Below are 24429 nucleotides of genomic sequence, written 5' to 3' on the forward strand. Positions count from 1 at the left end.
ATGCAACTCGCCCATTCCGGACCCCGGTCCGGCCACCACTCCGACTCCCGCCGGGGCCTGCGTTTCGGCCCGGGGGACGGGCTGTACGCGTTGTTCATCCTCGCGGCTGCCGCGATTGCGCACTGGCAGTACGGTGCCTTCATGGACGGCTACGAACAGGCCATCCTGGCCGGCTCGGCCGCCGGCCTGATCGCGCTGGGACTGTTCTGGAAGCCGTGGCGCTGGTTTTTCCCGCTCTCCGGCCTGCTGGCCGTGGCGGGCATTGCGCTGTACGCCGGTGACCTGGGCCGCGGCCAGCAGTCGTTCTTCCTCAAGTACCTGCTGTCGAGCCAGTCCGCCATCATGTGGATGTGCGTGCTGTTCTTCCTCGCCACCGCCGTCTACTGGGCCGGCCTGCTGGCACGCTCGGAATTCCTGTCGCGCTTTGGCAGCGGCCTGACCTGGGCCGGTGCGGTCATGGGGCTGACCGGCCTCTTCGTGCGCTGGGACGAAAGCTACCTGATCGGTACGGACGTGGGACACATTCCGGTGTCCAACCTCTACGAGGTGTTCGTACTGTTCTGCCTGATCACCGCCCTGATGCACCTTTACTACGAGGCGCGTTTCCAGATCCGCCAGACCGGGCCGTTTGTCCTGCTGGTCATCAGTGCCGCCGTCGGCTTCATCCTGTGGTACACCTTCGCGCGCCAGGCACACGAAATCCAGCCGCTGATCCCGGCGCTGCAATCGTGGTGGATGAAGATCCACGTACCGACCAACTTCATCGGCTACGGTGCCTTTGCCCTGTCGGCCATGCTCGGCGTCGCCGAACGGCTGTCGGCACGCGGTATCCTGGCCAGCCGTCTGCCCAAGCCGGAAGTGCTGGAAGAAATCATGTACCGCGCCATCGCGGTCGGCTTCCTGTTCTTCACCATTGCCACCATCCTCGGCGCCATGTGGGCCGCCGACGCCTGGGGTGGCTACTGGAGCTGGGACCCGAAGGAAACCTGGGCGCTGATCGTATGGCTCAACTACGCTGCGTGGCTGCACGTGCGGCTGGTGAAGGGCTGGCGCGGAGCGGTGCTGTCGTGGTGGGCCATCATCGGCCTGCTGGTCACCACCTTTGCCTTTGTCGGCGTCAACATGTTCCTGACCGGCCTGCATTCGTACGGAAGTTTGTAACGTCTGTCCGGTTCCTGCCCACGCAAAACCGCCGGCATCATGTGCCGGCGGTTTTTATTCTTTGTCGATTGGCAAACGGTGTTCGTCAGGTACACACTGACAGGGCAAAGGCAGTGCAGGCTGTCGATGCACAACGGCCCGGCAGACAGACCGGGTGGCAAGCAGTGCAGGCCGGCCCTGAACGCCGGATCTGCAGCCACCGTATACGCGATATCGTGACGCGAAACGGGCCAAGGAGGGCCGGCCGTCAAGGCCGGATCGGCAACCCGGACGCCATGAACCGGAAACACGATTGGCGTCGTGCTCTTTCAAGACTGCTTTTTTCTCCTCCACACCGGGCCGCTTCTGCGGCCCGTCGCCGTTTCCGGTCCTGGCAGCCTACTGCCGCTGGGCACCCGGGCGGGCCGTACGGCGGTATTCGCCAGGCGTGATGCCCATGCGGCGCTTGAACGTCATCGAGAAGTGCGACGCCGAGTGGAATCCCAGCCGGTCGGCAATGTCCTGGATCGGCGCCGTACCGACGTGCAGCTGGTAGCAGGCGGTTTCGATCTTCTTGTCCAGGAGCCAGGCATGGAACGACATGCCGAAATAGCGGCGGAAGAAGCGGCAGAAGCTGGCGGTGGACATGTGGATCCGCGCGGCGACCGAGGCGATGTCGATCGGCGTGTCGATGTGGTTGTTGACGTAATCGTCGATAGACACGCAGAGCTCAATCTCGCGCCGGTCCATCGGATGCACCTCGGCCGGCGTCAGCGGCCAGCCGTCCGATTGCGACAGCAGGTGCAGGATGGACAGCACACCCAGCATGTGTTCGATGGAAAAGGAGTTTTCCAGCCGCTTGAAGTGCGTCCGCACCTGCTGGGCCACCTCGCCGCGGTACAGGATGCCGGCAAAACCGTCCCGGTACAGCGAGTGGATCTCGCCCAGATACGGTGAATTGATGAACGACGGCCCCATGCGGTACAGGTTGACCGCCAGCGTGTCCCAGATGGCGCCCTGCACGTTGCCGTCGATATGGTGGTGCACGAACGGCGACAGGAACAGCACGCTGTCGACCGGCAGCTCCACCGGGTCCGACTGGCCGATGCGCACGCCCACGCCCTCGGTAAAAGGCAGGACGATCTGGCTATAGGTATGAAAGTGTGCCGGACAGGCTGCCGCTCCACATTCCTTGTTGAACAGCGTGAAATCCAGCCGGCTATCAAAGGTGTAATTCATGGTTGCAGTTCTGCTGATTTCTGAAGCGGCGGCCCTTACCCTTTATCCCAGACCGCATGGGCCTGAACCATTATACGGAGCCGTAAACCCGTGCCAAGACAAAATAATGCTTTCGTGCTCAATTAAGTATTTTTTTTGTCGCGCCGTTCAAAATCAAGACCAAATGCATTTTCTGTCGGGGTTTTGCATACAAATCATTGAAATATTCTTTTTGCAAAAAACGGGCGAATAAATCTTGTCGTCAATCCGGAAAAACATTATTCCCTTTTGTCATTAATTGGCCGGGCAATCCGCCAGCGGGCATGAAATCCGGCGGGTTTATTTTTAAAGCATATTCACAACGATCCATCACGCTTCAGCCGGACACGCCACCGCTCAGGGTACGCTCCACCGCTGCTCGCCAGCCGGCGTACAGCCCGTCCCGCCGGTCGGCTGCCATCTGCGGTGCAAAGTCCGCCTGCCGGTGCCACTGCACGGCCAGTTCGTCCAGTCCGGCATACCAGCCGCATCCCAGGCCCGCCAGCCAGGCAGCGCCCAGTGCCGTGGTTTCGGTCAGCGCCGGCCGTTCCACCGGCAATGCCAGCATGTCGGCGAGGAACTGCATCAGCCAGTCGTTGGCCGCCATGCCGCCGTCGACCCGCAGCGAGGCCGGTGCCACGCCATCGGCGCGCATGGCATCGAGCAGGTCGCGGCTCTGGTAACACACGGACTCCAGTGCCGCCCGCACGATGTGGTTGATGCCGGTATCGCGTGACAGGCCGGTGATGGTGCCGCGCGCCAGCGGGTCCCAGTAGGGGGCGCCCAGCCCGGTAAAGGCCGGCACCAGATAGACGCCGTCGTTGGAATCCAGCTCGCGGGCCAGCGCCTCGGTCTGCCCGGCGTGGGCGATCAGCCGCAAGGCATCGCGCAGCCACTGCACGGCTGCGCCGGCGATGAAAATGCTGCCCTCCAGCGCGTAGGTGGGCCGGCCGTCCAGCCGGTAGGCCACCGTGGTCAGCAGCCGGTGGCGTGATACCAGCGGCACGCTGCCGGTGTTCATCACCATGAAGCAGCCGGTGCCGTAGGTGGACTTGACCATCCCCGGCGCAAAGCAGGCCTGGCCGATCATGGCCGCCTGCTGGTCACCGGCCACGCCACGGATCGGCAGCGGCGCCCCGAACAGCCGGGTTTCGCCAAAATCGGCCGCCGAATCGCGTACCTCGGGCAACAGCGAGCGCGGGATGTCGAACAGCGCCAGCAGCTCGTCGTCCCACGTCTGGGTGTGGATGTTGAACAGCAGCGTCCGGGCGGCATTAGTGGCGTCGGTTGCGTGTACCCGTCCTTCGGTCAGCTGCCACAGCAACCAGCTGTCGACGGTGCCGAAGGCCAGTTCGCCCCGGCAGGCCGCCTCTTGGGCACCGGGCACGGTATCCAGCAGCCAGCGCAGCTTGGTGGCGGAAAAATACGGATCGAGCAGCAGGCCGGTACGTGCCTGGACCATGGCAGCCTGTCCGGCCAGCTGCTCGCACAGCGGTGCGGTACGCCGGTCCTGCCAGACGATGGCGCGATGCAGCGGCCGCCCGGTACGGCGGTTCCACAGCAGGGTGGTTTCCCGCTGGTTGGTCAGGCCGATGGCGGCAATGGCCGCACCGTCCGGCAAGGCCGCCAGCGCTTCGCGCGTCACCGCCTCGACATCGCGCCACAGGGCATCCGGGTCGTGTTCGACCCAGCCCGGCGCCGGAAAAAACTGCTCCAGCTCACGGCTGGCCCGGGCCACCACCCGGCTGTGCCGGTCGAACACCATGGCACGCGAACTGGTGGTTCCCTGATCAATCGCCAACAAAAATCCGCTCATTTTCCTGCCTTTCATCTTCGCTAACGAACTGCCACACGCGTTTCACATCATGGCCGCTTCGTTTGCGCGCACCGTGCCAATCATGCTAAAAACATTTGGGTTTACGACCCCCCCACGAGCACTTGCGTCTACCATGAATCGCTTGCCGCGCCATGAACAGATTCTGAAACTCGTCCGGGCCAATGGTTTCATGCCGATCGAGGAGCTGGCTCGTCTGCTCGACGTGACCCCGCAAACCATTCGCCGCGACATCAACACCCTGTCGGAAGAAAACCTGCTGCGCCGTTTCCACGGCGGTGCTGCACTCGGTCCGTCGGTGGAGAACGAGGAGTACGCCACCCGGCAGGTGAAAAACCAGTCGGAAAAAACCCGCATCGCCAAACTGCTGGCCGAGCACCTGCCCAATGACTGTTCGCTGTTCATGGGCATCGGTACCACCATCGAGGCCGTGGCGCGCGAACTGATCGTCGCCCACCAGCACCTGCGGGTGATCACCAACAACATCCACATCGCCAGCATCATCACCCGCCGGCCGGATTTCGAGGTCATCATCACCGGCGGCGTGGTCCGCGCCAAGGATGGCGGCATTACCGGCGTGGCCACCCTCGACATGATCGACCAGTTCAAGGTGGACTACGTCATCATGGGCGCCAACGGCATCGACAACGACGGCACCCTGCTCGACTTCGACTACCGCGAAGTGCGTGCCACCAAGGCCATGATGGCCAATGCCCGCCAGCGGGTACTGGTGGCCGACTCGAGCAAGTTCGGCCGCAGTGCCATGATGAAGGTCTGCCATATCAGCGAAGTCAACGCCGTGTTCACCGACGAACCGCCGCCACCCGAGCTGATGCCGCACATCACCGAGCACGCCGTCCGGCTCTACGTGGCCGAGCACTAGTCCCGGAATGCGGATACGAGAAAGGGCACGCTGCGGCGTGCCCTTTTTGTGCTCCCGGAAGCGACCGCCCTGCGGCCGTTACAGCACCAGCCGGCGACGACCCGGCTCGTAGGCTTCTCCGGCCGGCGAGCGCACGGTCAGCAACGGAATGTCGCTGCTGCGCATGACCGCCTCGGCCACGCTGCCCATCATCACGTGCATCAGGCCGCTGCGGCCGTGCGTACCCAGCACCAGCAGGCCGGCCTTGACGCTGTGGCCGTATTCCAGCAGGCAGTCGGCAATCTCGTCACCGCCGCCCCAGCAGTTGGTGACGTAGCATTCCGGCACCAGTCCGGCGGCGCGGACATGCTCGGCGGCCGGCTCCAGCCGGGCCGCGCCGTGCTCCTGTGCCAGTGCCTCGAGCTTGCTTTTGTCCGCCAGCACGTATTCTTCGAGCGCCAGCTCGAACAGGTTGACGATATGCACGAGGTGCAGGGTGGCACCGGAAAGCTTGGCAATCTCGATGGCCTGTTCCAGCGCGAGGTTAGCGTTATCGCTTTCGTCGATTGACGCCACGATGTGTTGATACATGAGCACTCCTTGATGCGGTACGGCGACGGACGGACAGCCCGGTCCTGCGCGCGACCCTCGAACGACGCGGCCAGAATAACGCAATCAAGTCCCCGTCCGCGAACGTCAACGTCATTTTCGGCAAAGCCCTTGATATGAAACAAGGCTTGACCTTCGATTCGGCCCGACGTGGACAGTCCGGAACCAGCTTCTATGCTGGGGATACTGTTTCACGCATTACCGAAAGGACCCGTCCATGCTGACCAAGCCTGCCCTGACCGCCCTGTTTTCACGTCTGCACGGCGCACCGTTTGCCATTGTCTGGTGGGATGGCAGCCAGCGACAGTTTGGTCAGGGAAATCCCTTATTCATCCTGCATTTCGCGCAGGAACCGGACTTTGGCAGCGAGGACCCGATACTGGCTTTGGGAGAGGCCTACATGCACGGCGGACTGGATATCCGCGGTGACTGGAATGCCCTGCTGGACGTGCTCTACCGCAACCGCCAGCTGCTGGACGGACCGCTGGCGCGCATGGCCAGCGTCGTGCGCACGCTCGACCGCATGCGCCTGAAGCAGAAACAAAAGGCCAATATTGCTCACCATTATGACCTTGGCAACGACTTCTACCGGCTCTGGCTCGACGACAGCATGAGCTACTCGTGTGCCTACTTTGCCCGGCCGGACATGACGCTGGCGGAAGCCCAGCAGGCCAAGATCGACCACACGCTGGTCAAGCTCGCACTGGCACCGGACGAACGCCTGCTGGACATCGGCTGCGGCTGGGGCGGACTGCTGATCCGTGCCGCCCGGCAGTACGGCGTGCGCGGCGTGGGCATCACGCTGTCGGAGGAACAGGCCACACTGGCCCGTGAACGGGTGGCAGAAGCCGGGCTGGCCGACCGGATCGAAATCCGCCTGCAGGACTGGCTCGACCTCGAACCGCAGCCGGAATTCGACAAGGTGGTCAGCGTCGGCATGTTCGAACACGTCGGTCACCAGCATTCGGCCCGTTTTTTCGAGCGGGTGTCCCACTGCCTGAAACCGGGAGGGCTGATGCTGCTGCACACCATCACCGGCCAGGCCGACGGCGGCACCAACAGCTGGGTGGAAAAATACATCTTCCCAGGGGGCGAGGTGCCGTTCCCGCCGCAGGTCCTCGCCCACATGCAGCAGCATGATTTCCACCTGCTGGCGCAGGAAAGCCTGCGGCTGCATTACGCCCACACCCTCGACTGCTGGCTGGCCAATTACGAGGCCGCCATCGACCAGGTACGGGCCCGCTTTGACGAAACCTTCTGCCGCATGTGGTACCTGTACCTCAAGGGCTGCGCAGCCGCCTTCCGCGCCGGCGGCATCGACCTGCACCAGTATCTGGTCAGCCTCGGCCCGGCCCGGCATCCGCCCCGGACCCTGTCCTACTGGTACGGCGCACCGGTCGAACGCTGGTAAATGCAATAAACGCAAACAGTCCCGGACCGCACAGGCGCTCCGGGACTGTTTTCATTCCGGTATCAGGACTTGCAGGAAGTCGACGAACAGGATGACGAACACGACTTGCAGCCCTTGCAGGTGTTGATGCCCAGCAGGGCATACGGCGGGCACCAGCCCAGCAGGCCGGTCATCAGCGGCACCAGGCCCAGCCAGGCCCACGGAGTGGCCGGTCCGACAAACACCAGGCTCAGGATAACCAGCCCGGCAATAATGCGGATAATGCGTTCGGTGTTACCGATGTTGCGCTTCATGATCGCTCTCCCTGCTTCTTCTTTACGAAAGCATAGAATATAAATTTATATAATGTTGATTGCAAGCGGAAAAGGGCTTTCCCATGAAGTACTTGCTCTGGCTGGCCGGCTGCCTGTCGTTTGCCCTGGGGGTTGTCGGCCTCGTGGTGCCGCTGCTGCCCACCACGCCGTTTGTCCTGCTGGCGGCAGCCTGCTGGGCGCGGGCGTCACCGCGTTTTCACCGCTGGCTGGCCCGCCATCGCCTGTTCGGCCCGATGGTCACCAGCTGGGAACGCGAACGGGCCGTGCCGCGTCGGGCCAAGTACTGGGCAATCGCCATGATGGCGGTTTCGTGGCTGTTGTCAGTCGGCGTCCTGACCAGCCGCGGGCAGGCAGTCATTGCGTTACTGGTCACGCTGGTACTGGCCGGCATGGCCGTGTGGCTGTGGCGCCGGCCGGAGCCGCGATCCGTACCATCGCACCAGCCGGCCGGCACAGCAGGCTGAACCTGCCAGGTCCCGCCGCGGCCCTGTCCGGAGCAGGATCACCGTCCCCGGCAAGGCGTCCCGCCCGGTGGCCGGACTGGCGCACGGCATCATCCGTCAGCGACCGCCGTTTATTCGTGAAGCTGTCCGGCCCGTCCTGAGCATTTGCCCGTGACGGTCCGGATTGCGCTCAGTCCCCAGCCAGTTGCGCCAGCAGTTCGGCCTGGTGCTCGGCCGTCAGGGCATCGGTCAGCTCGGCCAGGTCGCCGTCCATCACGGCATCCAGCCGGTACAGCGTCAGATTGATGCGGTGATCGGTCACCCGCCCCTGCGGGAAGTTGTAGGTGCGGATGCGCTCGCTGCGGTCGCCGGAGCCGATCAGGCTCTTGCGTTCGGCCGCTTCCTTCTGCTGCCTGGCACGTTGCTGCACGTCCTGGATGCGCGCGGCCAGCACGGCCAGCGCACGCGCCTTGTTCTTGTGCTGGCTGCGGTCGTCTTGGCATTCGACCACGATGCCGGTCGGCAGGTGCGTCACCCGCACGGCACTGTCGGTCTTGTTGATGTGCTGGCCACCCGCCCCGCTGGCGCGGAAGGTGTCGATGCGCAGGTCGGCCGGGTTCAGCTCCACGGCGGCCAGTTCGTCGGCTTCCGGCATCACCGCCACCGTGCAGGCGGACGTATGGATGCGCCCTTGGGTTTCCGTCGCCGGCACCCGCTGCACCCGGTGGCCGCCCGATTCGAATTTCAGCCGCGAATAGGCACCGAAGCCGACGATGCGGGCAATGACTTCCTTGAAGCCGCCGAGGTCGTTTTCGCTGGCCGACACGATTTCCACCTGCCAGCGGTTGCGCTCGGCGTAGCGCGAGTACATGCGGAACAGGTCGGCGGCAAACAGGGCGGCTTCGTCGCCGCCGGTACCGGCGCGCACTTCCAGAAAGATGTTGCGTTCGTCGTTGGGGTCCTTGGGCAACAGCAGCTTTTGCAGCTCCAGCTCAAGGACGGCCAGCCGCTCCTGGCCGTCGGACAGCTCGGCTTCGGCCAGCTCTTTCATGTCCGGGTCGTCGAGCAGGTCGCGCGCGGAGGCGAGGTCGGCTTCGGTCTGCCGCCACGCCAGGTATTGCTCCACCACCGGCGTCAGCTCGGCGTGCTCGCGGGTCAGCCGCCGGTAGGCGTCCATGTCGCGCGTCACGTCAGGATCGCCCAGAAGGCCGGTGACCTCGTCGAGCCGGTCGGAGAGCTGGGCGAGTTTGGTCAGGATCGAAGGTTTCATGTGTTATTCGGCGTGCAAATCGTAAAGCCGGGACAGCGTGTCGATCAGCTGCTCGCGCTCGCCGCCCCGGGTCTGGTTAAGGGCGACGGTAGGAGGATGCAGGAGCTTGTTGGTCAGCTGTACCGACAGGGCCTCCAGCACCTGGGCCGGGTCGTCGCCCCGTCCCAGCCGTTTCATGGCGGCCTCCAGTGCATGCCGGCGTGCCCGCTCGCCGTGGTCGCGCAGGGCGCGTACCACCGGTACGGTTTCGCGCTGCTCCAGCCAGGCGAGGAATTCGCGCGTGCGCTCGGTGATGATGGCCTCGGCGGCTTCGGCCGCCAGCCGGCGCTCTTCGCGACCGGCCTCGACCACGTCGGCGATGTCATCCACGGTATAGAGGAAAACGTCGTCGAGGTCGCCCACTTCCGGCTCGACGTCACGCGGCACGGCAAGGTCGAGCATGAACATCGGGCGGTGGCGGCGTTCGCGGATGGCCCGCTCGGCCAGCCCCTTGCCGAGGATCGGCAGGCTGGAAGCGGTGGACGTCACCACCACGTCAAAACGCGACAGGATGTCCGGCAGGTCGGACAGGCGCACGGCCCGGGCCGACAGGCGCTGCGCCAGCGCCTCGCCGCGTTCCAGCGTGCGGTTGGCGATGATCATGCTGCGCGGCTGGTGGGCGGCAAAGTGGGTGGCCACCAGGTCGATCATTTCACCGGCACCGATGAACAGTACGTCGAGTTCGTTGACGTCACCGAAGATCTGCTCGGCCAGGCGCACGGCGGCGGCGGCCATCGACACCGAACTGGCGCCGATGGAAGTCTGGCTGCGCACGTCCTTGGCGACGGCAAAGGTGCGCTGGAACAGCTGGTTGAGCAGCGTGCCCAGCGAACCGGCCGCTTCGGCCGTACGCACGGCATCCTTCATCTGGCCGAGGATCTGCGTTTCGCCCAGCACCATCGAGTCCAGCCCGCTGGCCACGCGGAAAGCGTGGCGGGCGGTGTGCTCGGCGTCGTAGATGTAGAGGTGCGGTTGAAAATGTTCGACCGGCAGGCGCCGGTAATCGGCAACCCACGCCAGCGTGGCCTGCACGTCTTGTGCATTGCAGTAGATTTCCGTGCGGTTGCAGGTCGAAAGGATGGCTGCCTCGCTGACGGCACGCGTGCGCAGCATTCCGCCCAGCGCGTCCTTGAGCTGCTCGGCCGGAAAGGCGAGCTGCTCACGCAGGCTGAGGGGGGCAGTCTGATGGTTGAGGCCGAAAGCGACGAGCGACATGTAACGCGGAACCGGCAATGACAATGCGAACAGGGAGGCATTTTATCGCAAGCCCGCCTGCTCCGCCCCGCTGTGCGACAGGCAAATGCTGCCGGCAGGACCCGCCGCCGGCATATCTGTTTGGCAAACCCTTGTCGTTCATGCTGTTTTTCGCGATGCACCAAGTCGGTTATCATCGAACCCAATTTTCATGTCCTGGCGCAGTTCACTCCGATGAGCGTTCCCGAAGCCCCGCGTTTGCGCGAAATTCCCTACAACTACACCTCGTTTTCCGACCGGGAAATCGTCGTGCGCCTGCTGGGCGAACCGGCCTGGCAGACCCTGAACGAACTGCGGGCCGAGCGCCGTACCGGCCGCTCCGCGCGCATGCTGTTCGAGGTGCTGGGCGACATCTGGGTCGTCGAGCGCAATCCCTACCTGGAAGACGACCTGCTGGAAAACCGCCCGCGGCTCAAGCTGCTGGTCGAAGCCATGCGCCACCGCCTGTCGGAAATGGAAAAGCGCCGCGCCGGCAACCCGCGGGTCGAATCGCTGATCGCCGCCAGCCGCACCGCGGTTGACCGTTTCGAAGCGCGCTTTGAAGCTACCGCCCAGCTGCGCCGGAAAATCCAGAAACGTCTGGCCGGCATCACCCGCCGCGACAACATCTGCTTTGACGGCCTCGCCCGCGTCAGCCACGCCACCGATGCCACCGACTGGCGCATCGAATTCCCGTTCGTGGTGCTCAATCCCGACAGCGAAGCGGAAATGGCCGCCCTGGTCGCCGCCTGCTTCGAGCTTGAGCTCACCATCATTCCGCGCGGGGGTGGCACCTGTTACACCGGCGGCGCCATTCCGCTGACGCCGTATTCGGCGGTGATCAATACCGAAAAGCTTGATCGCTACGGTGACGTCGAATACCTTGACCTGCCGGGCGTGGACGGCAAGGTTGCCACCATCCAGTGCGGTGCCGGCGTGGTCACCAAGCGCATCGCCGACGCGGCCAGTGCGGCCGGGCTGGTGTTTGCCGTCGACCCGACCTCGATCGAAGCCTCCTGTATCGGCGGCAACATCGCCATGAATGCCGGCGGCAAAAAGGCCGTGCTGTGGGGCACCACGCTCGACAACCTCGCCAGCTGGAAAATGGTCGACCCGGACGGCAACTGGCTGGAAGTGGAGCGCATCGGCCACAACCTCGGCAAGATCCACGACGCCGAAACGGCCTGCTTCAAGCTCACCCGCACCCGCCCGGACGGCCGCACGCTGGTCAGCGAAGAGATGCTGGAGATCCCCGGCAGCGCCTTCCGCAAGGTGGGGCTGGGCAAGGATGTGACCGACAAGTTCCTCGCCGGCCTGCCCGGCGTACAGAAGGAAGGCACCGACGGCATCATCACCAGCGCGCGCTTCGTGCTGCACCGCATGCCGAAGCACATCCGCACCGTCTGTCTCGAATTCTTCGGCACCGTGGCGCAGGCCACCCCGGCCATTGTCGAAATCACCGACTACTTCAAGCCGGAAGGCGCCGGCCTCTTGTCCGGCGTGCAGCTCGCCGGTCTGGAACACCTCGACTGGCGCTATGTGCGCGCCGTCGGCTACGCCACCAAGGCCAAGTCCAAGGGCCGGCCCAAGATGGTGCTGCTGGCCGACATCGTGTCGGACGACGAAGCGGCCGTATCGGCCGCCGCCAGCCATATCGTCCATCTGGCCAATGCCCGCGCCGGCGAAGGCTTCATCGCCGTCACCCCGGAAGCGCGCAAGAAATTCTGGCTCGACCGCAGCCGTACCGCCGCCATCGCCAAGCACACCAACGCCTTCAAGATCAACGAAGACGTGGTGATTCCGCTGCCGCGACTGGGCGACTACTCAGACGGCATCGAGCGCATCAACATCGAGCTGTCGATCCGGAACAAGCTGCGCCTGACCGACGAGCTGACCGAGTTTTTCCACGGCCGCCTGCCGGTCGACAAGCTCGGCACCGATCTGCCGTCGGCCGAGCTGATCGGCGACCGCCGCGAAACCGCGCTGGAGCACCTCGCCACCCTGCGCGAACGCTGGCAGTGGATTCTCGACCACCTCGACGCGCCGTGGGCCGACTACGTACGCCGCTATCCGCTGGCACCGCTCGAAGCCACCCAGCCGCCGGAACCGCCGCAGACCGTGTTCCATGCCATGCGCGACTTCGTGCTGCGGGTCAGCATCAAGCGCGAGCTGCTGGAAGACCTGGAAGTGCTGTTTGCCGGCAAGACCGACACGCCGATCATCCAGGCCATGCGCGCCATCCACACCCGCATCGTGCGCGGGCGCGTGTTCGTGGCCCTGCACATGCACGCCGGCGACGGCAACGTGCACACCAACATCCCGGTCAACTCCGACGACTACGACATGTTGCAGACCGCCCACCGGGCGGTGGAGCGCATCATGGCGCTGGCGCGCAGCCTGAACGGGGTGATTTCCGGCGAACACGGCATCGGCATCACCAAGCTGGAATTCCTCACCGACGAGGAAATCCGCCCGTTTGTCGAATACAAGCAGCGCGTCGACCCGGAAGGCCGCTTCAACAAGGGCAAGCTGTTGCCTGGCGCTGATCTCGGCAACGCCTACACGCCGTCGTTCGAACTCCTGGGCGCGGAAAGCCTGATCCTTGAGCAGTCGGAGCTCGGCAAGATCTCCGACATGGTCAAGGACTGCCTGCGCTGCGGCAAGTGCAAGCCGGTGTGCTCGACCCACGTGCCGCGCGCCAACCTGCTCTACAGCCCGCGCAACAAGATCCTCGGCGTCGGCCTGCTGACCGAGGCGTTCCTCTACGAAGAACAGACCCGCCGCGGCGTCAGCTTCCGTCATTTTGACGAGCTGTCCGACGTGGCCGACCACTGCACGGTGTGCCACCGCTGCGTCAAGCCGTGCCCGGTCAAGATCGACTTTGGCGACGTGTCGGTCGCCATGCGCAACTTCCTGCGCAAGACCGGCAAGAAGAAGTTCAACCCCGGCACCGCGCTGGGCATGGCCTTCCTGACCGCCAAGGACCCGACCACCATCAAGGCCATGCGCAAGGGCGTGATCGAATGGGGCTACCAGGCCCAGCGTTTCGGCTCGCAGCTGGCGCGCCGCTTCGGCCTGGTGGGCGGGCAGATGGCGCACCCGCCGGCCACGGTCGGCAAGGCCGACATCAAGGCGCAGGTGATCCACTTCATCAACAAGCCGATGCCGGGCGGCCTGCCGAAGAAAACCGCGCGGGCGCTGCTGGACATCGAGGCGCCGGACGTGGTGCCGGTGATCCGCCAGCCGCAGGTGGCCGAGGATGCCGAGGCGGTGTTCTACTTCCCCGGCTGCGGGTCGGAACGCCTGTTCAGCCAGGTGGGGTTGGCGACCCAGGCCATGCTCTGGCACGTCGGCGTGCAGACCGTGCTGCCACCGGGTTATCTCTGCTGCGGTTATCCACAGGCCGCGTCGGGCAACGATGACAAGGGCGAGGCGATCACCACCGAAAACCGCGTGCTGTTCCACCGGGTGGCCAACACGCTCAACTACCTCGACATCAAGACGGTGGTGGTGAGCTGCGGCACCTGTTACGACCAGCTCGCCAAATACCGCTTCGAGGACATCTTCCCCGGCTGCCGCATTGTCGACATCCACGAATTCCTGATGGAAAAGGGTATCAAGCTGGAGGGCGTCAGCGGCCAACGCTACATGTACCACGACCCGTGCCACAGCCCGATGAAGACCTATCAGCCGATCAAGGTCGCCAACGAGCTGCTCGGCGGCGGCGTGGTGCAGAACGACCGCTGCTGCGGCGAATCCGGCACCTTTGCCGCCAGCCGGCCGGACATCGCCACCCAGGTGCGCTTCCGCAAGCAGGAAGAAATCCAGCGCGACCTGTCGCGTCTGGACGCAGGCACCGGCCCGGTGAAAATCCTCACCTCCTGCCCGTCCTGTCTGCAAGGCCTGTCGCGCTACAGCCCGGATACCGGCACCGAGGCCGACTACATCGTGGTCGAACTTGCCCGTCACCTCCTTGGCGAGAACTGGCTGCCGCAGTACGTGGATGCCGCCCGCGCCGGCGGTATCGAGCGCGTGCTGCTGTAAAAACCGCCCTCGGCCGGGTGACCATCACCGCCCGGCCAGCAAAAACGCCGTGCTCCTGAAAAGGACACGGCGTTTTTCTTCATCCGGACAGCGGTGGCTCCTAGTCCGGACCCGCTCCGGGCGGGTTTACTGCGGCACTTGTCCGGACAGTCCGACCGCCCGGGCACCCCGCCCCTGGATCTCTTCACGCAACGAAGCCTGCAATTCACGGCAACGCTCCGGCTGTCCCTGGCATTGCCGGCAGTGCTCATGCCAGTTCTTGCTGCCTTCAAGGAATCCACGGGAGCAGGACAACAGGCGTTGGATGCAGGCATTGTGCGGCGACAGATCGAGCGACATGACAGGTTCTCCGGAATGGATGCGGAACACGGCCCGCGGGGCATGCGCCACATGATATGACATTCACATTAAAAAGACTTGATTTAGCCCAATTTCTGTTCCGGTGGCCATATCCGTGCCAGCCACAGGGTCCAGGCCAGCCCGCCTGCCACGCCGGCCAGCACGTCGCTGAAATAATGCACGCCCAGCACCGGCCGCGACAGGGCCGTCAGGGCCACCAGCACCACCGCAGCCGCCAGAACCGCCCGCCGGGCTGGCACCGACCGGCATCCGGCCAGGCATACCAGTGCCAGCGCCACCCACAGCGCCGTCCCGCCCATGGCGTGCCCGCTGGGAAACGAACTGCCGAATACTTCGGTTACGGCCGCCGTCGAAGGCCGCGGCCGGCCGATCCACAGCTTGAGCGCACCGTTAAGCATCCAGCCACCGGCCACCGCCCCCAGCACCAGCGCGGCGGCCCGCCGCCGCCGGCGCCAGAACAGCCACCCTGCCACCGCACCTGCCAGCGCCAGTGTCGGAGCAAATTTTCCCGCCACGTCCCACAGCTGCGCCAGCTGCGGCCACGGCGCACCCAGCGATCCCAGCCATGCCGCCGCTGCCTGGTCCACGGCTGCCACCGGAGCCGACCCATGCCACAGCATCAGCGCCAGCAGGCACAGAACCCATGCCACGATCCATTTCATGGCCGTGCCAGCGCCTTGAGCGCCAGCCGGATGCCGGTCGCCACGTCCGTCCCGTCCGGCACACTCTTCAGTGCCGCCTCGGCCTCGCGTGCCGAATAGCCCAGCGCCTGCAAGGCCTGGCTGATGTCGGCCCGTTCGTCGTTTTCCACCAGCAAGGCGGCACCGGCCGCCGGGGCCGGTGACAGCAGGTCCGCCGACGGCAGGCTGCCCAGCTTGCCGCGCAATTCCAGGATCAGCCGCTCGGCGGTTTTCTTGCCGATGCCCGGCACCCGCGACAGCGTCTTGATGTCTTCCTGCGCCACCGCCCGTGCCAGCTCGTCCGGCTCAAGGCTCGACAGCAGGGCCAGCGCCAGCTTGCCGCCCACGCCGGAAATGCGGATCAGCTGGCGGAACAGCTCGCGCTCGGCGCGGCCGGCGAAGCCGAACAGCAGGTGGGCGTCCTCGCGCACGGCCATGTGCGTCCACAGCACCACCGGTTCATTCAGTCCCGGCAGGCGGCAGAAGGTGCTCATCGGCACATCCACCTCGTATCCCACCCCTCCCGCGTCCACCAGGATCTGCGGCGGATGCTTTTCAAGCAGCGTTCCGGAAAGTCGTCCGATCATGCGTCCTCTAAAACCCGTAAAGTGCGCCGGCCAGCCACAGCGCCACGCCATGGACTGCCAGCAGGTTGAACCGTATGGCCGGTGCCAGCCGTACCGGCTGCACCGCATCGCGCAACAGCATACGCCATGCCGTCGCGTGCAGGACCAGCGGCAGCAGCAACACCGGCAACAGCCAGAGCGGTCCGTCCGCTGCCGGCACCACGAGGGCAGCCACGGCATACAGGCCGGCCAGCAGGAAGCCGAAACGGCGCGCAGCCTGCTGCGGCGTCCAGCGGGCCACCCAGTGGCGCTTGCCGCAGGCCAGATCGGCCTCGCGGTCGGGAAACTGGTTCACGTACAGCACCGCGGCCACCGCCAGGGCATACGCCAGCGCCGCCAGTCCCAGTGGCACGGACGGCCAGGCCACCAGCCACGCCGTGCCCCACGGCACCAACGCAAATGCCAGCGCCACGGCCGGCTCGCCCAGTCCGCGCCGGTTCAGCGCCAGGGGCGGCGCCGAATAGCCCCACGCCACCAGGAAACCGGCCCCGCCCAGCACCGCGACCGGCCAGCCGCGCCACCACAGCAGCAGCCCGCCCAGTCCCAGCAGCACGACACCGAGGGCAACGGCAAGGCCCGTCATCGCCCGGGCCGACAGCACGCCGTCCTGGATCAGCCGGCTGCCGCCGGTAAACGGAAACACCCGGCCGGTATTGACGGCATCGCCGCCGTTGGCATCGTCGGCCACATCATTGACGACGTTGGCCAGCGCATGCAGCAACACGGCGCCCAGGAGCGCCAGCAGCAGGCCCCCCCGGAGGGCGGCAGGCGGATGACTGGCTGCCACGCCGATCAGCCAGCCCAGCAGGGTCAGGCTCAGGAAGGCGGGCCGGGTGGCCGCCAGCCAGCGCCAGGCAGAAGGTCGGGACGCTACCCCGGCCGCTGCCAGCATCAACGGCCGGCACCTCCGGCTGCGGCCCGGGCCGCCAGCTCGCGCTGTTTGGCGGCAATGGCCCGCCGGATCAGCGGCAACGCCTTCTGTGCCGCCTTTTCCCCTTCGAGGATGATGCGGTTGCGCGAGGCAAAGTCGGCGGCACCGACACCGGCGATGTTCGGCCGGATGATCACGTCGGCCGAGCGGATCTGCTGCGCCAGCAGCTTTTCACCCATGATGGTGACGCTCTGGTCCAGCAGGCCGAGAAAACCCTCGGCCCGGCCGCCGTGGCGGGCCTTGGCCGAAATGTCCACCGCGATCACCAGGTCGGCACCCATCTCGCGCGCGGCCAGCACCGGCACCGGTTCCGACAGGCCGCCGTCGACGTAACGCCGGCCGCTGATCGGCGCCGGCTGGAAGATGTTGGGAATGCTGCACGATGCGCGCACGGCCTGGCCGGTATTGCCACGGCGGAACAGCACGCCGCGCCCGCTGTCCAGATCGGTGGCCACGGCGCCGAATTCCCGCGGCAGATCCTGGATCTGGCGGTTTTTCACCATGCGGTTGACCCAGTCCTGCAAGGCTTCGCCCTTGAGGAAACCCTCGGTGGACACGGTCAGGTCGCGCAGCTCGGATTCGTCCAGCCGCTGGGCAATGCGCTGCAACTGGAACCCGCTGTACCCCGCGGCGTACAACGCCCCGACAAAGCTGCCGGCACTGGTACCGGTGATGATGTCCACCGGAATCTTGTGGCTTTCCAGCAGCTTGATCACGCCCACATGGGCAAAACCCTTGGCGGCGCCGCCGCCCAGCGCCAGGGCCACCCGGACCTTGGGGGGCGGTGAAGGCGGTGCGTCAGGCGCCGGTGGCGGAACCGGGGTGGCCGGCGGCCGCGATGAAGGGGCCGGATTGTCCGGCGTGGAGGCACAGGCGGCGAGCAACAGCGCCGCACCGGCTACAAGAAACTGACGACGATGCATAACAGCCTGCCGGCCTCAGGCCGGCGCATGTGGGTGGAATTCGATGATGTCGCGGCCGTCGTCCAGCTTGCGCCGGGGACGGGCAGCGGGCCGCCAGGCATGGCCGTACACCACTTCGTAGGTCGCCGGCAGCCGTCCGTCCTGGCGCAGGCGGTCGTAGGCCGCTTCGATGCGCTGCCAGGCCTGCCGGCCCATCAGGCCGCGCCCGCGGCCGGCGGTGGCATTATGCGCGCCAATCGCCTTGAGGTCGCGCATCACCGCCTTGACTTCGTCGTAGGTCAGCACGATGCGCTCGACGTCCATCACCGGCGTGGCAAAACCGGCCCGCACCAGCGCATCGCCCATGTCGTGCATGTCGATGAACTGGTTGACGTGGGTGGCCCCGTCGATGCCGGCAAACGCCTGGCGCAGCTCTTTCAGCGTGTCCGGCCCCAGGGTGGCGAACATCAAGAGGCCATCCACCCGCAGCACGCGGTGGAATTCCGCCAGCACCGCGTCCGGCGTATTGAGCCATTGCAGGGCCAGGCTCGACCACACCATGTCGAGCGAGCCGCTGGCCAGCGGCAGTTGTTCGAGATCGGCGCACACCAGCGCCGGCGCCCTGGCAAACAGCCGCCGCAGGCGCCCCTGCGGCAGCTGCTTGTCGCGCGAGGCGCGCAGCATGGACGGCGCCAGGTCCAGTTCGGTCACCTGCGCCTCGGGATAGCGCGCGCGCAGCAGGCCGGCGCCGTAGCCTGTTCCGCTGCCGGCATCCAGCACCCGGGCCGGCGCATGGCGGATCAGGTCCAGCCGGGTGGCCATGCGGTCGCACACTTCGCGTTGCAGCACCGCCGCGCGGTCATAGGTCGCGGCTGCACGGTCAAACGAGGCGCGTACGCGGGATTTGTCGGTATAAAACGCTTCGGTCATGGTCCACTTAACAGGAGAAGCCGGTCGGCTGCATATGGGGACGGCATGGCAGGCTGCCAAGCCGTGACGGGATTACAAACGCGCAGCCAGGAAATCGCCCAGCCGTGCGGTGAATTCGGATTCATGCGACAGGAAAGGCGCGTGGCTGGCCCGCTCGAACGGCTGCCAGAGCGCATCCGGCAAGGCTGTCGCCAGCCATTCGCCAGCCGCCAGCGGCGTGATGGCATCCCGTGCGCCGAAGCCGAGCCAGACCGGACAGGCGATCTGCGACACCCGGGCGCGCAGGTCGGCCGCCACCAGCACGTCCAGCATCGGTGCCAGTCCCTGCGGCCGGCCGTGGGCAAACAGGCTGTCGCGCACCGCGTTCACCGTGGCGCGCGCATCCGGCGCCCCCAAAAGCTGCAAGGCCAGAAAGCGGTTCAGCGTGGCCTCGAAATCGCTGCCGAGGCTGTCGGCCACGGCAGCAATCTGGCCGGCGGGCTGGGCATGCGGCCAGTCGGGCTGGCGGACAAAGCACGGGCTGGTTGCTGTCAGCGCCAGCGCGCGGACGGCTTCCGGCCGCTGCAAGGCCCACTGCATCGCCACCAGTCCGCCCAGTGACCAGCCCACCACCGCCACCGGCAGCGGAAACGCATCGGCCACGCTGTCGGCCACGTGGGCAAGGTCGGCCACGGCCGGCGTGCGGCTGGCACCGTGGCCCGGCAGGTCGACCAGATGGCAGGTAAAGCGGTCGGCCAGGGCCGTCGCCACCCGCTGCCAGATGCCGCCGTGCAGGCTCCAGCCGTGCAGGAACACCACGTCCGGCCCCTGCCCCAGGGTTTCGATGTGCAGCATCAGTCTTCGGCTCCCGGCGGCAGGTCACGGCCGCTGTCAGGTTCGCGGGCCGGCTCGCGGGCATCGGCACCGGCCATCGGGCTCAGTTGCAGGTGCTTTTCGAATCCGGCCACGCGGAAGGTGTCACCCCACAGCACCGGTTCGTCGTAGAGCTTGACCAGCGCCGTACCGGCCATGATGTCGGCCAGCCGGCGGTTGATGTCGGTGGCCAGCACCGTGGTCAGCAGGTTGAGCGCCCGCCGGGGCAGCGATGCCTGCGCACCGTCCGGCAGGAACTTGTCGAACACCACCACCCGGCCGCCAGGCCGGAGCACGCGCTCGACTTCGCGGATGCACGCCAGCGGGTCCGGCACCACGGCGAGGATCAGGTGCAGCACCACCACGTCGAAGCTGTCATCCGGATACTCCATCGCCTAGGCATCCATCACCCGCGCATCGACCGGAAACGCCAGTTCACGGGCGCGCAGGATCAGCCGCTCGACCATCGCCGGGGCGTAGTCGATGGCGCAGACGTCGGCCTGTCGCGGCAGCAGCTCCAGGTCCAGCCCGGTGGCGGCGCCGACCAGCAGCACGCGCTCGCCCGGACGAATGGCGGCCAGCGCCAGCGAACGGGCGCGGCAGGGCGTGAAAAAGCGGCCCGGACGGTCGTAAATGGCCGCGTAGGCGTTGTAGCGCAACCGGTTCCAGCGCAGCGTATTGATCGGCATGAGAAAATACGGTGACGGCAAAGGCGCGATTGTAGCCTTTGCCCCCCTGTTTGCCGAACCCTTGCCGGTGCCGTACAGGCATCCGGCCCCCGACGGAGAATGCCGACCATGCCGATTGATGCCCGTTTTGCCGCGGTCCCGCTACTGCCGGAAGCCGATCTTGCCGACCCCCTGGACGCCGCGCCGCTGGCGCGCGCCCTGACCTCCGGTGGCCTGTCGATGCTGGAGCTGGTCTGGCGCGGCCAGCCGACCATCGATGCCCTGCATGCGCTGTGCACCGGTCACCCGCAGCTGCTGGCCGGCGTCGGCCACATCAGCGATCCGGCCCAGTTTGCTGCCGCCGTGGCGGCCGGCGCGCGTTTCATTTCCAGCCCGGGAGCCACGCCGGGACTGTTTGCCATCGCCCGCCTGCATCCGGGCATTCCGTTCTGGCCTGGCGTCGCCAGCCTCAGTGAGGCCATGGCCGCCCGCGAAGCCGGCTTCAGCCGCGTCAAGCTGCTGCCGGCCCGGCTGGCCGGCGGACTGCCGCTGGTGGAAGCGCTGGGGCGCTACCTGCCCGACATCCAGCTGATCCCCAGCGGCGACCTGTCGGAACTCGACACCGCCCGCTACCTGGCGCAACCCAACGTGGTGGCGCTGGGCGCAGACTGGATCGCAAAACACGAACTGCTGCGGCGACGGGACTGGACCTGGATCGAGGACAAGGCGGCCGGCGCCCGCGAGGATTACGGCTGTACGCCCTGAGGTGCGTCGGCGAGGCCGGCCGGCATCCGGCGCCGGCCAAGGTGGCCCCAGAGCTTTTCGTGGAAGAAATAGGCCACGGTATTGCACAGCGGCTCGACCATGGCCAGCAGGCTGGCAATGCCGAGGCTGCCGGTCAGCAGGTAGGCCACGGAAAACGCCACGCTGAAGTGCACCACGGCAAAGGTCAGGGTCTTGAGCAACGGCGTGCCGGCGGGAAGATGGTCGAGGTGCATGATCGGCTCCGGGCGGTCGGAAGTGGCGGGTAACGAGTTGATGATAGCCATTCTCAACAACTTCGGAAATTGAATCTTTTCGCCACTCCGATTGGCCAGCGCTATGCCGGGCCGCTTCCGGCCCGGCTGCGGCCCTTGCACCGTCCGTTTTACATGTTGAAGCGCACCACCGACTCGCGCAGCCGCTGCGTCAGGGCGTGCAGCTCGACCGTGGCGCGGGCGGTGTCGCGCACGATGGCGGCATTGGTGGCCGCTCCCTGGGCGATCTGCTCGACATGGCTGGCAATCTCGTTGCTGGCCTGGCTCTGCTCGTTGAGCGAATGCGAAATGTCGTTGACCACCTGCACCACCTGCGCCGCGCTTTCCTGCACCCGGGCGATGGCCTCGCCGCCTTCGGCCGCCAGTGCCACACCCTGACCGGCCCGGCGGACCGCGTCGCCGATATTGGCGCACGACGCATCCGACGTGGCCTGGATGGCGCTGATCATGGTGGCGATTTCGTGGGTAGCACTGGTGGTGCGCTCGGCCAGCTTGCGCACTTCGTCGGCCACCACGGCAAAACCGCGGCCGGATTCGCCGGCGCGCGCCGCCTCGATGGCGGCATTCAGCGCCAGCAGGTTGGTCTGGTCCGCCACGTCACGGATCACGCCCATGATCGAGCGGATCGACTCGGTCTTGTCGGCCAGCTCGCTGATCGAACTGCTGGCCGTGCCGACCTCGCTGCTGATGGCCCGGATTTCGTCGATGGTGCGGCCGATCACTTCGCTGCTCTGGCGCGAAATCTCGCCGGAGGCCTGCGAACGGGCGCGGGCATCGCCGGCATGGTCGGCAATCTGGCGGATGCTGCCGGTCAGTTGTTCGATGGCCGAGGCCATGGCGGCCGCCGCCTGGCTCTGCTGCTCGGAATGGTCGGCGGTTTCACCGGCATGGGCTTCGATTTCGCCGGCACGCCGGCCCAGGTCGTCGGCGGTCTGGACGATGTTGCCGATCAGCTCGCGCAATTGCGCCTGCATGTCGGCAATCGAGGCCAGCAGGCTGTCATGATCGTTGGCCCGCAGGCGGACCGGCGTCGTCAGGTGGCCGGCGGCGATCTGCCGCACCACCGTCACCGCGTAGGCCGGTTCGCCACCGAGGCGGCGCAGCAGGTCACGCACGATGACGATGCTGACCACCAGCAGGATGGCGATCAGCACGCCGATCACCGACAGCTGGAACATGGCGGCGCGCCAGAAGGCACTGTCCACGTCGTCGACGTAGATGCCGGTGCCGATCACCCAGTGCCAAGCGGGCGAGCTGGCCACGAACGACAGCTTCTGCACCGGGGAGCTGCTGCCGGGCTTGTCCCAGCGGTAATGGAATTCACCGTTGCCCTGCAAGGCGCCTCGCAGCAGCTGGCCGACGTCCTCGCCGTCGGGCGTGCTGACGCCGAATGCGCTCTTGCCGACCAGTGCCTGCTTGAAGCCGTGGGCGACGTAGGTCAGCTCCTGGTCCAGCACGAAAAAGTATTCTTCGCCGTCATAACGCAGGCGCGTCAGTGCGTTTTTGGCCAGCCGCTGGGCATCGGCCGTTTCCAGCCGGCCTTCCTGGGCCTCACGTTCGTAGTAACCGGTCACGCTGACAGCCATCTCGACCAGGTTGCGGGTTTTTTCCATGCGGTCGGCCAGCAGGCTCTGGCGCAATTCATAGAGGGACAGGCTGCTGAGCAGCACGAGGCCGGACAGGGCAATCCCGACCAGCATCAACAGTTTGTTACGCATCGACATGACGTGTTTTCCTCCGGCCGGGCCGGGCAGACGGCCTGCCATCCACGGCTCCATGACAAACGGCAATTATAACAACGTCAAAAACCCGACCTGTCCGGCATTTGTACGATGGCGACGCCAGCCATGACAAAGCAGCAATTGCCGCACTGCTGACCAGAACAGCAGCCTACAATGCCCGGCCGAACCTATCAGCCCGATTGTCACATCATGCCTGCCGCCCCCTCCCGCCTGTTGCTGGTTACCGCCTTTGGTGCGCTCTATTTCATCTGGGGCTCGACCTATCTGGCGATCCGCTTCGGCGTCGAGAGCTGGCCGCCGCTTTTGATGGCCGGCATCCGCTTTGTCATCGCCGGCGGACTGATGTTCGGCTGGCTGCGCTGGCGCGGCACACCGCTGCCCAGCCGCAGCGAATGGGCCGGTGCAGCCCGCATCGGCTTCCTGCTGCTGGTGTGCGGCAACGGCTGCGTCACCATTGCCGAGCAATGGGTGGCTTCGGGTGTGGCAGCACTCGGCGTGGCGACGGTGCCGCTGTTTACCCTGCTGTTTGCCCGGATGTGGGGCCAGCACAATACCCGGCTGGAGTGGGCCGGCATCCTGCTGGGCTTTGCCGGCATGGTGCTGCTCAACCTCGGCCACAACATGCAGGCCAGTCCGCTCGGCGCCGGGCTGATCCTGTTTGCCGCTGCGGCGTGGGCGCTGGGATCGGTCTGGGCCCGCTACCTGCAACTGCCGCCCGGCGCCATGGCACCGGCGGCGGAAATGCTCTGCGCAGGGGTCATGCTGCTGCTGCTGAGCGTGCTGACCGGCGAGCGGCTGGAAACGCCGCCGACGCTGCAAGGCTGGCTGGCCCTGCTGTATCTGGTGGTGTTCGGCTCGCTGATCGCGTTTTCGGCCTACCAGTTCCTGCTGCGCCACGTGCGCCCGGCGGCCGCCACCAGCTACGCCTACGTCAACCCGGTGGTGGCCGTGCTGCTGGGCATGCTGTTTGCCGACGAGATGATCGGCCAGGCCGAGTGGCTGGCCATGGGCGTGATCGTGGCCGCCGTGGTGCTGATCGGCCTGCCGCGGCGCCGGCGCGGCTGAAGCCTGCGGTACCAGACCACAGACCCTCGGTTCATCCGCTCCGGCGGGCCTTGTTGCGGCTTCCCTGCCGGCCATGTCCGGGCCGCCGGGAAACTGCTGGCCCGGGTTGTCCACCGTGTCCGGCTGACGGGCTGACGGGCTGACGGGCTGACGGGCTGACGGGCTGACGGGCTGACGGGC

At 66.2% G+C, this 24429-nt stretch carries 24 protein-coding genes; 7 read left to right on the forward strand and 17 right to left on the reverse strand.

The window, feature by feature from the left end:
- Positions 1 to 1161, forward strand: a complete 1161-nt coding sequence (ccsB, locus tag G542_RS0100875; RefSeq protein WP_012698539.1) for a c-type cytochrome biogenesis protein CcsB — start codon at positions 1 to 3, stop codon at positions 1159 to 1161.
- A gap of 378 nt (positions 1162 to 1539) precedes the next feature.
- Here the strand turns inward: ccsB and G542_RS19710 are convergent, their stop codons facing one another.
- Both G542_RS19710 and glpK read right to left on the reverse strand, forming a co-directional pair.
- Positions 1540 to 2379, reverse strand: coding sequence for a helix-turn-helix transcriptional regulator (locus G542_RS19710; RefSeq protein WP_012698540.1), 840 nt, complete (start codon positions 2377 to 2379; stop codon positions 1540 to 1542).
- A gap of 355 nt (positions 2380 to 2734) precedes the next feature.
- Entirely contained in the window at positions 2735 to 4213 is a 1479-nt protein-coding gene (gene glpK / locus G542_RS0100885; protein ID WP_027823140.1) for a glycerol kinase GlpK, read from the reverse strand.
- 133 nt (positions 4214 to 4346) lie between these two features.
- Here glpK and G542_RS0100890 point away from each other — a divergent pair, with 133 nt between their 5' ends.
- On the forward strand, positions 4347 to 5114 hold the full coding sequence (locus G542_RS0100890) for a DeoR/GlpR family DNA-binding transcription regulator (RefSeq protein WP_012698542.1): 768 nt from the start codon (positions 4347 to 4349) through the stop codon (positions 5112 to 5114).
- A 78-nt stretch (positions 5115 to 5192) separates the two neighbouring features.
- Here G542_RS0100890 and G542_RS0100895 read toward each other — a convergent pair whose 3' ends face one another.
- Positions 5193 to 5684 (reverse strand): universal stress protein, encoded by a 492-nt coding sequence (locus tag G542_RS0100895; RefSeq protein ID WP_012698543.1) that lies wholly within the window; start codon positions 5682 to 5684, stop codon positions 5193 to 5195.
- Between the two features lie 235 nt (positions 5685 to 5919).
- Between G542_RS0100895 and G542_RS15500 the strand changes: the two genes are divergently transcribed.
- Entirely contained in the window at positions 5920 to 7113 is a 1194-nt protein-coding gene (locus G542_RS15500) for an SAM-dependent methyltransferase (RefSeq protein WP_081666695.1), read from the forward strand.
- Positions 7114 to 7175: 62 nt separating this feature from the next.
- Here G542_RS15500 and G542_RS0100905 read toward each other — a convergent pair whose 3' ends face one another.
- Complete coding sequence (locus G542_RS0100905; protein ID WP_027823141.1) at positions 7176 to 7406, reverse strand: YgaP family membrane protein; 231 nt, start codon at positions 7404 to 7406, stop codon at positions 7176 to 7178.
- A gap of 83 nt (positions 7407 to 7489) precedes the next feature.
- Between G542_RS0100905 and G542_RS0100910 the strand changes: the two genes are divergently transcribed.
- Positions 7490 to 7891: a YbaN family protein gene (locus G542_RS0100910; protein WP_027823142.1), complete on the forward strand. Its 402-nt coding sequence runs from the start codon at positions 7490 to 7492 to the stop codon at positions 7889 to 7891.
- A 169-nt stretch (positions 7892 to 8060) separates the two neighbouring features.
- Here the strand turns inward: G542_RS0100910 and prfA are convergent, their stop codons facing one another.
- A complete protein-coding gene (gene prfA, locus G542_RS0100915; protein ID WP_012698547.1) occupies positions 8061 to 9140 on the reverse strand; it encodes a peptide chain release factor 1 in 1080 nt (359 codons plus the stop codon).
- Positions 9141 to 9143: 3 nt separating this feature from the next.
- Positions 9144 to 10394: a glutamyl-tRNA reductase gene (gene hemA / locus G542_RS0100920; protein WP_027823143.1), complete on the reverse strand. Its 1251-nt coding sequence runs from the start codon at positions 10392 to 10394 to the stop codon at positions 9144 to 9146.
- A gap of 213 nt (positions 10395 to 10607) precedes the next feature.
- Here hemA and G542_RS0100925 point away from each other — a divergent pair, with 213 nt between their 5' ends.
- Entirely contained in the window at positions 10608 to 14456 is a 3849-nt protein-coding gene (locus G542_RS0100925; protein WP_027823144.1) for a DUF3683 domain-containing protein, read from the forward strand.
- A 126-nt stretch (positions 14457 to 14582) separates the two neighbouring features.
- Here G542_RS0100925 and G542_RS0100930 read toward each other — a convergent pair whose 3' ends face one another.
- The 9 genes from G542_RS0100930 to G542_RS19110 all read right to left on the reverse strand — a co-directional run bounded on the left by G542_RS0100930 (position 14583) and on the right by G542_RS19110 (position 20426).
- Positions 14583 to 14795, reverse strand: a complete 213-nt coding sequence (locus G542_RS0100930) for a hypothetical protein (protein WP_012698550.1) — start codon at positions 14793 to 14795, stop codon at positions 14583 to 14585.
- A gap of 83 nt (positions 14796 to 14878) precedes the next feature.
- A complete protein-coding gene (locus tag G542_RS15505) occupies positions 14879 to 15466 on the reverse strand; it encodes a phosphatase PAP2 family protein (protein WP_162142315.1) in 588 nt (195 codons plus the stop codon).
- Positions 15467 to 15474: 8 nt separating this feature from the next.
- Positions 15475 to 16083 (reverse strand): Holliday junction branch migration protein RuvA, encoded by a 609-nt coding sequence (ruvA, locus tag G542_RS0100940; protein WP_012698552.1) that lies wholly within the window; start codon positions 16081 to 16083, stop codon positions 15475 to 15477.
- 7 nt (positions 16084 to 16090) lie between these two features.
- Positions 16091 to 17014, reverse strand: a complete 924-nt coding sequence (locus G542_RS15510; protein ID WP_034984678.1) for a prenyltransferase — start codon at positions 17012 to 17014, stop codon at positions 16091 to 16093.
- Entirely contained in the window at positions 17014 to 17976 is a 963-nt protein-coding gene (locus G542_RS0100950; RefSeq protein ID WP_027823146.1) for a patatin-like phospholipase family protein, read from the reverse strand. The genes G542_RS15510 and G542_RS0100950 overlap by 1 nt, the downstream gene beginning before the upstream one ends.
- Before the next feature lie 15 nt (positions 17977 to 17991).
- Positions 17992 to 18885, reverse strand: coding sequence for a malonyl-ACP O-methyltransferase BioC (gene bioC, locus G542_RS0100955; protein ID WP_012698555.1), 894 nt, complete (start codon positions 18883 to 18885; stop codon positions 17992 to 17994).
- 72 nt (positions 18886 to 18957) lie between these two features.
- Positions 18958 to 19719, reverse strand: a complete 762-nt coding sequence (gene bioH, locus G542_RS0100960) for a pimeloyl-ACP methyl ester esterase BioH (RefSeq protein WP_211218771.1) — start codon at positions 19717 to 19719, stop codon at positions 18958 to 18960.
- On the reverse strand, positions 19719 to 20129 hold the full coding sequence (locus tag G542_RS19105; protein WP_244878663.1) for a class I SAM-dependent methyltransferase: 411 nt from the start codon (positions 20127 to 20129) through the stop codon (positions 19719 to 19721). The genes bioH and G542_RS19105 overlap by 1 nt, the downstream gene beginning before the upstream one ends.
- 3 nt (positions 20130 to 20132) lie before the next feature.
- Positions 20133 to 20426, reverse strand: a complete 294-nt coding sequence (locus G542_RS19110) for a class I SAM-dependent methyltransferase (RefSeq protein WP_244878664.1) — start codon at positions 20424 to 20426, stop codon at positions 20133 to 20135.
- A 108-nt stretch (positions 20427 to 20534) separates the two neighbouring features.
- Here G542_RS19110 and G542_RS0100970 point away from each other — a divergent pair, with 108 nt between their 5' ends.
- Positions 20535 to 21170: a bifunctional 4-hydroxy-2-oxoglutarate aldolase/2-dehydro-3-deoxy-phosphogluconate aldolase gene (locus G542_RS0100970; protein ID WP_027823148.1), complete on the forward strand. Its 636-nt coding sequence runs from the start codon at positions 20535 to 20537 to the stop codon at positions 21168 to 21170.
- Here the strand turns inward: G542_RS0100970 and G542_RS15520 are convergent.
- A complete protein-coding gene (locus G542_RS15520) occupies positions 21152 to 21454 on the reverse strand; it encodes a DUF2061 domain-containing protein (RefSeq protein WP_373279772.1) in 303 nt (100 codons plus the stop codon). The two genes, G542_RS0100970 and G542_RS15520, sit on opposite strands and share 19 nt — an antisense overlap.
- Positions 21455 to 21552: 98 nt before the next feature.
- A complete protein-coding gene (locus G542_RS0100980) occupies positions 21553 to 23166 on the reverse strand; it encodes a methyl-accepting chemotaxis protein (RefSeq protein ID WP_027823149.1) in 1614 nt (537 codons plus the stop codon).
- Between the two features lie 207 nt (positions 23167 to 23373).
- Here G542_RS0100980 and yedA point away from each other — a divergent pair, with 207 nt between their 5' ends.
- The gene (gene yedA, locus G542_RS0100985) at positions 23374 to 24249 is read left to right on the forward strand and encodes a drug/metabolite exporter YedA (RefSeq protein ID WP_027823150.1); all 876 of its coding nucleotides are present in this window, start codon (positions 23374 to 23376) and stop codon (positions 24247 to 24249) included.
- Positions 24250 to 24429: the final 180 nt, after the last annotated feature.

This window comes from Laribacter hongkongensis DSM 14985 (assembly GCF_000423285.1).
GTDB classification, from domain to species: domain Bacteria; phylum Pseudomonadota; class Gammaproteobacteria; order Burkholderiales; family Aquaspirillaceae; genus Laribacter; species Laribacter hongkongensis.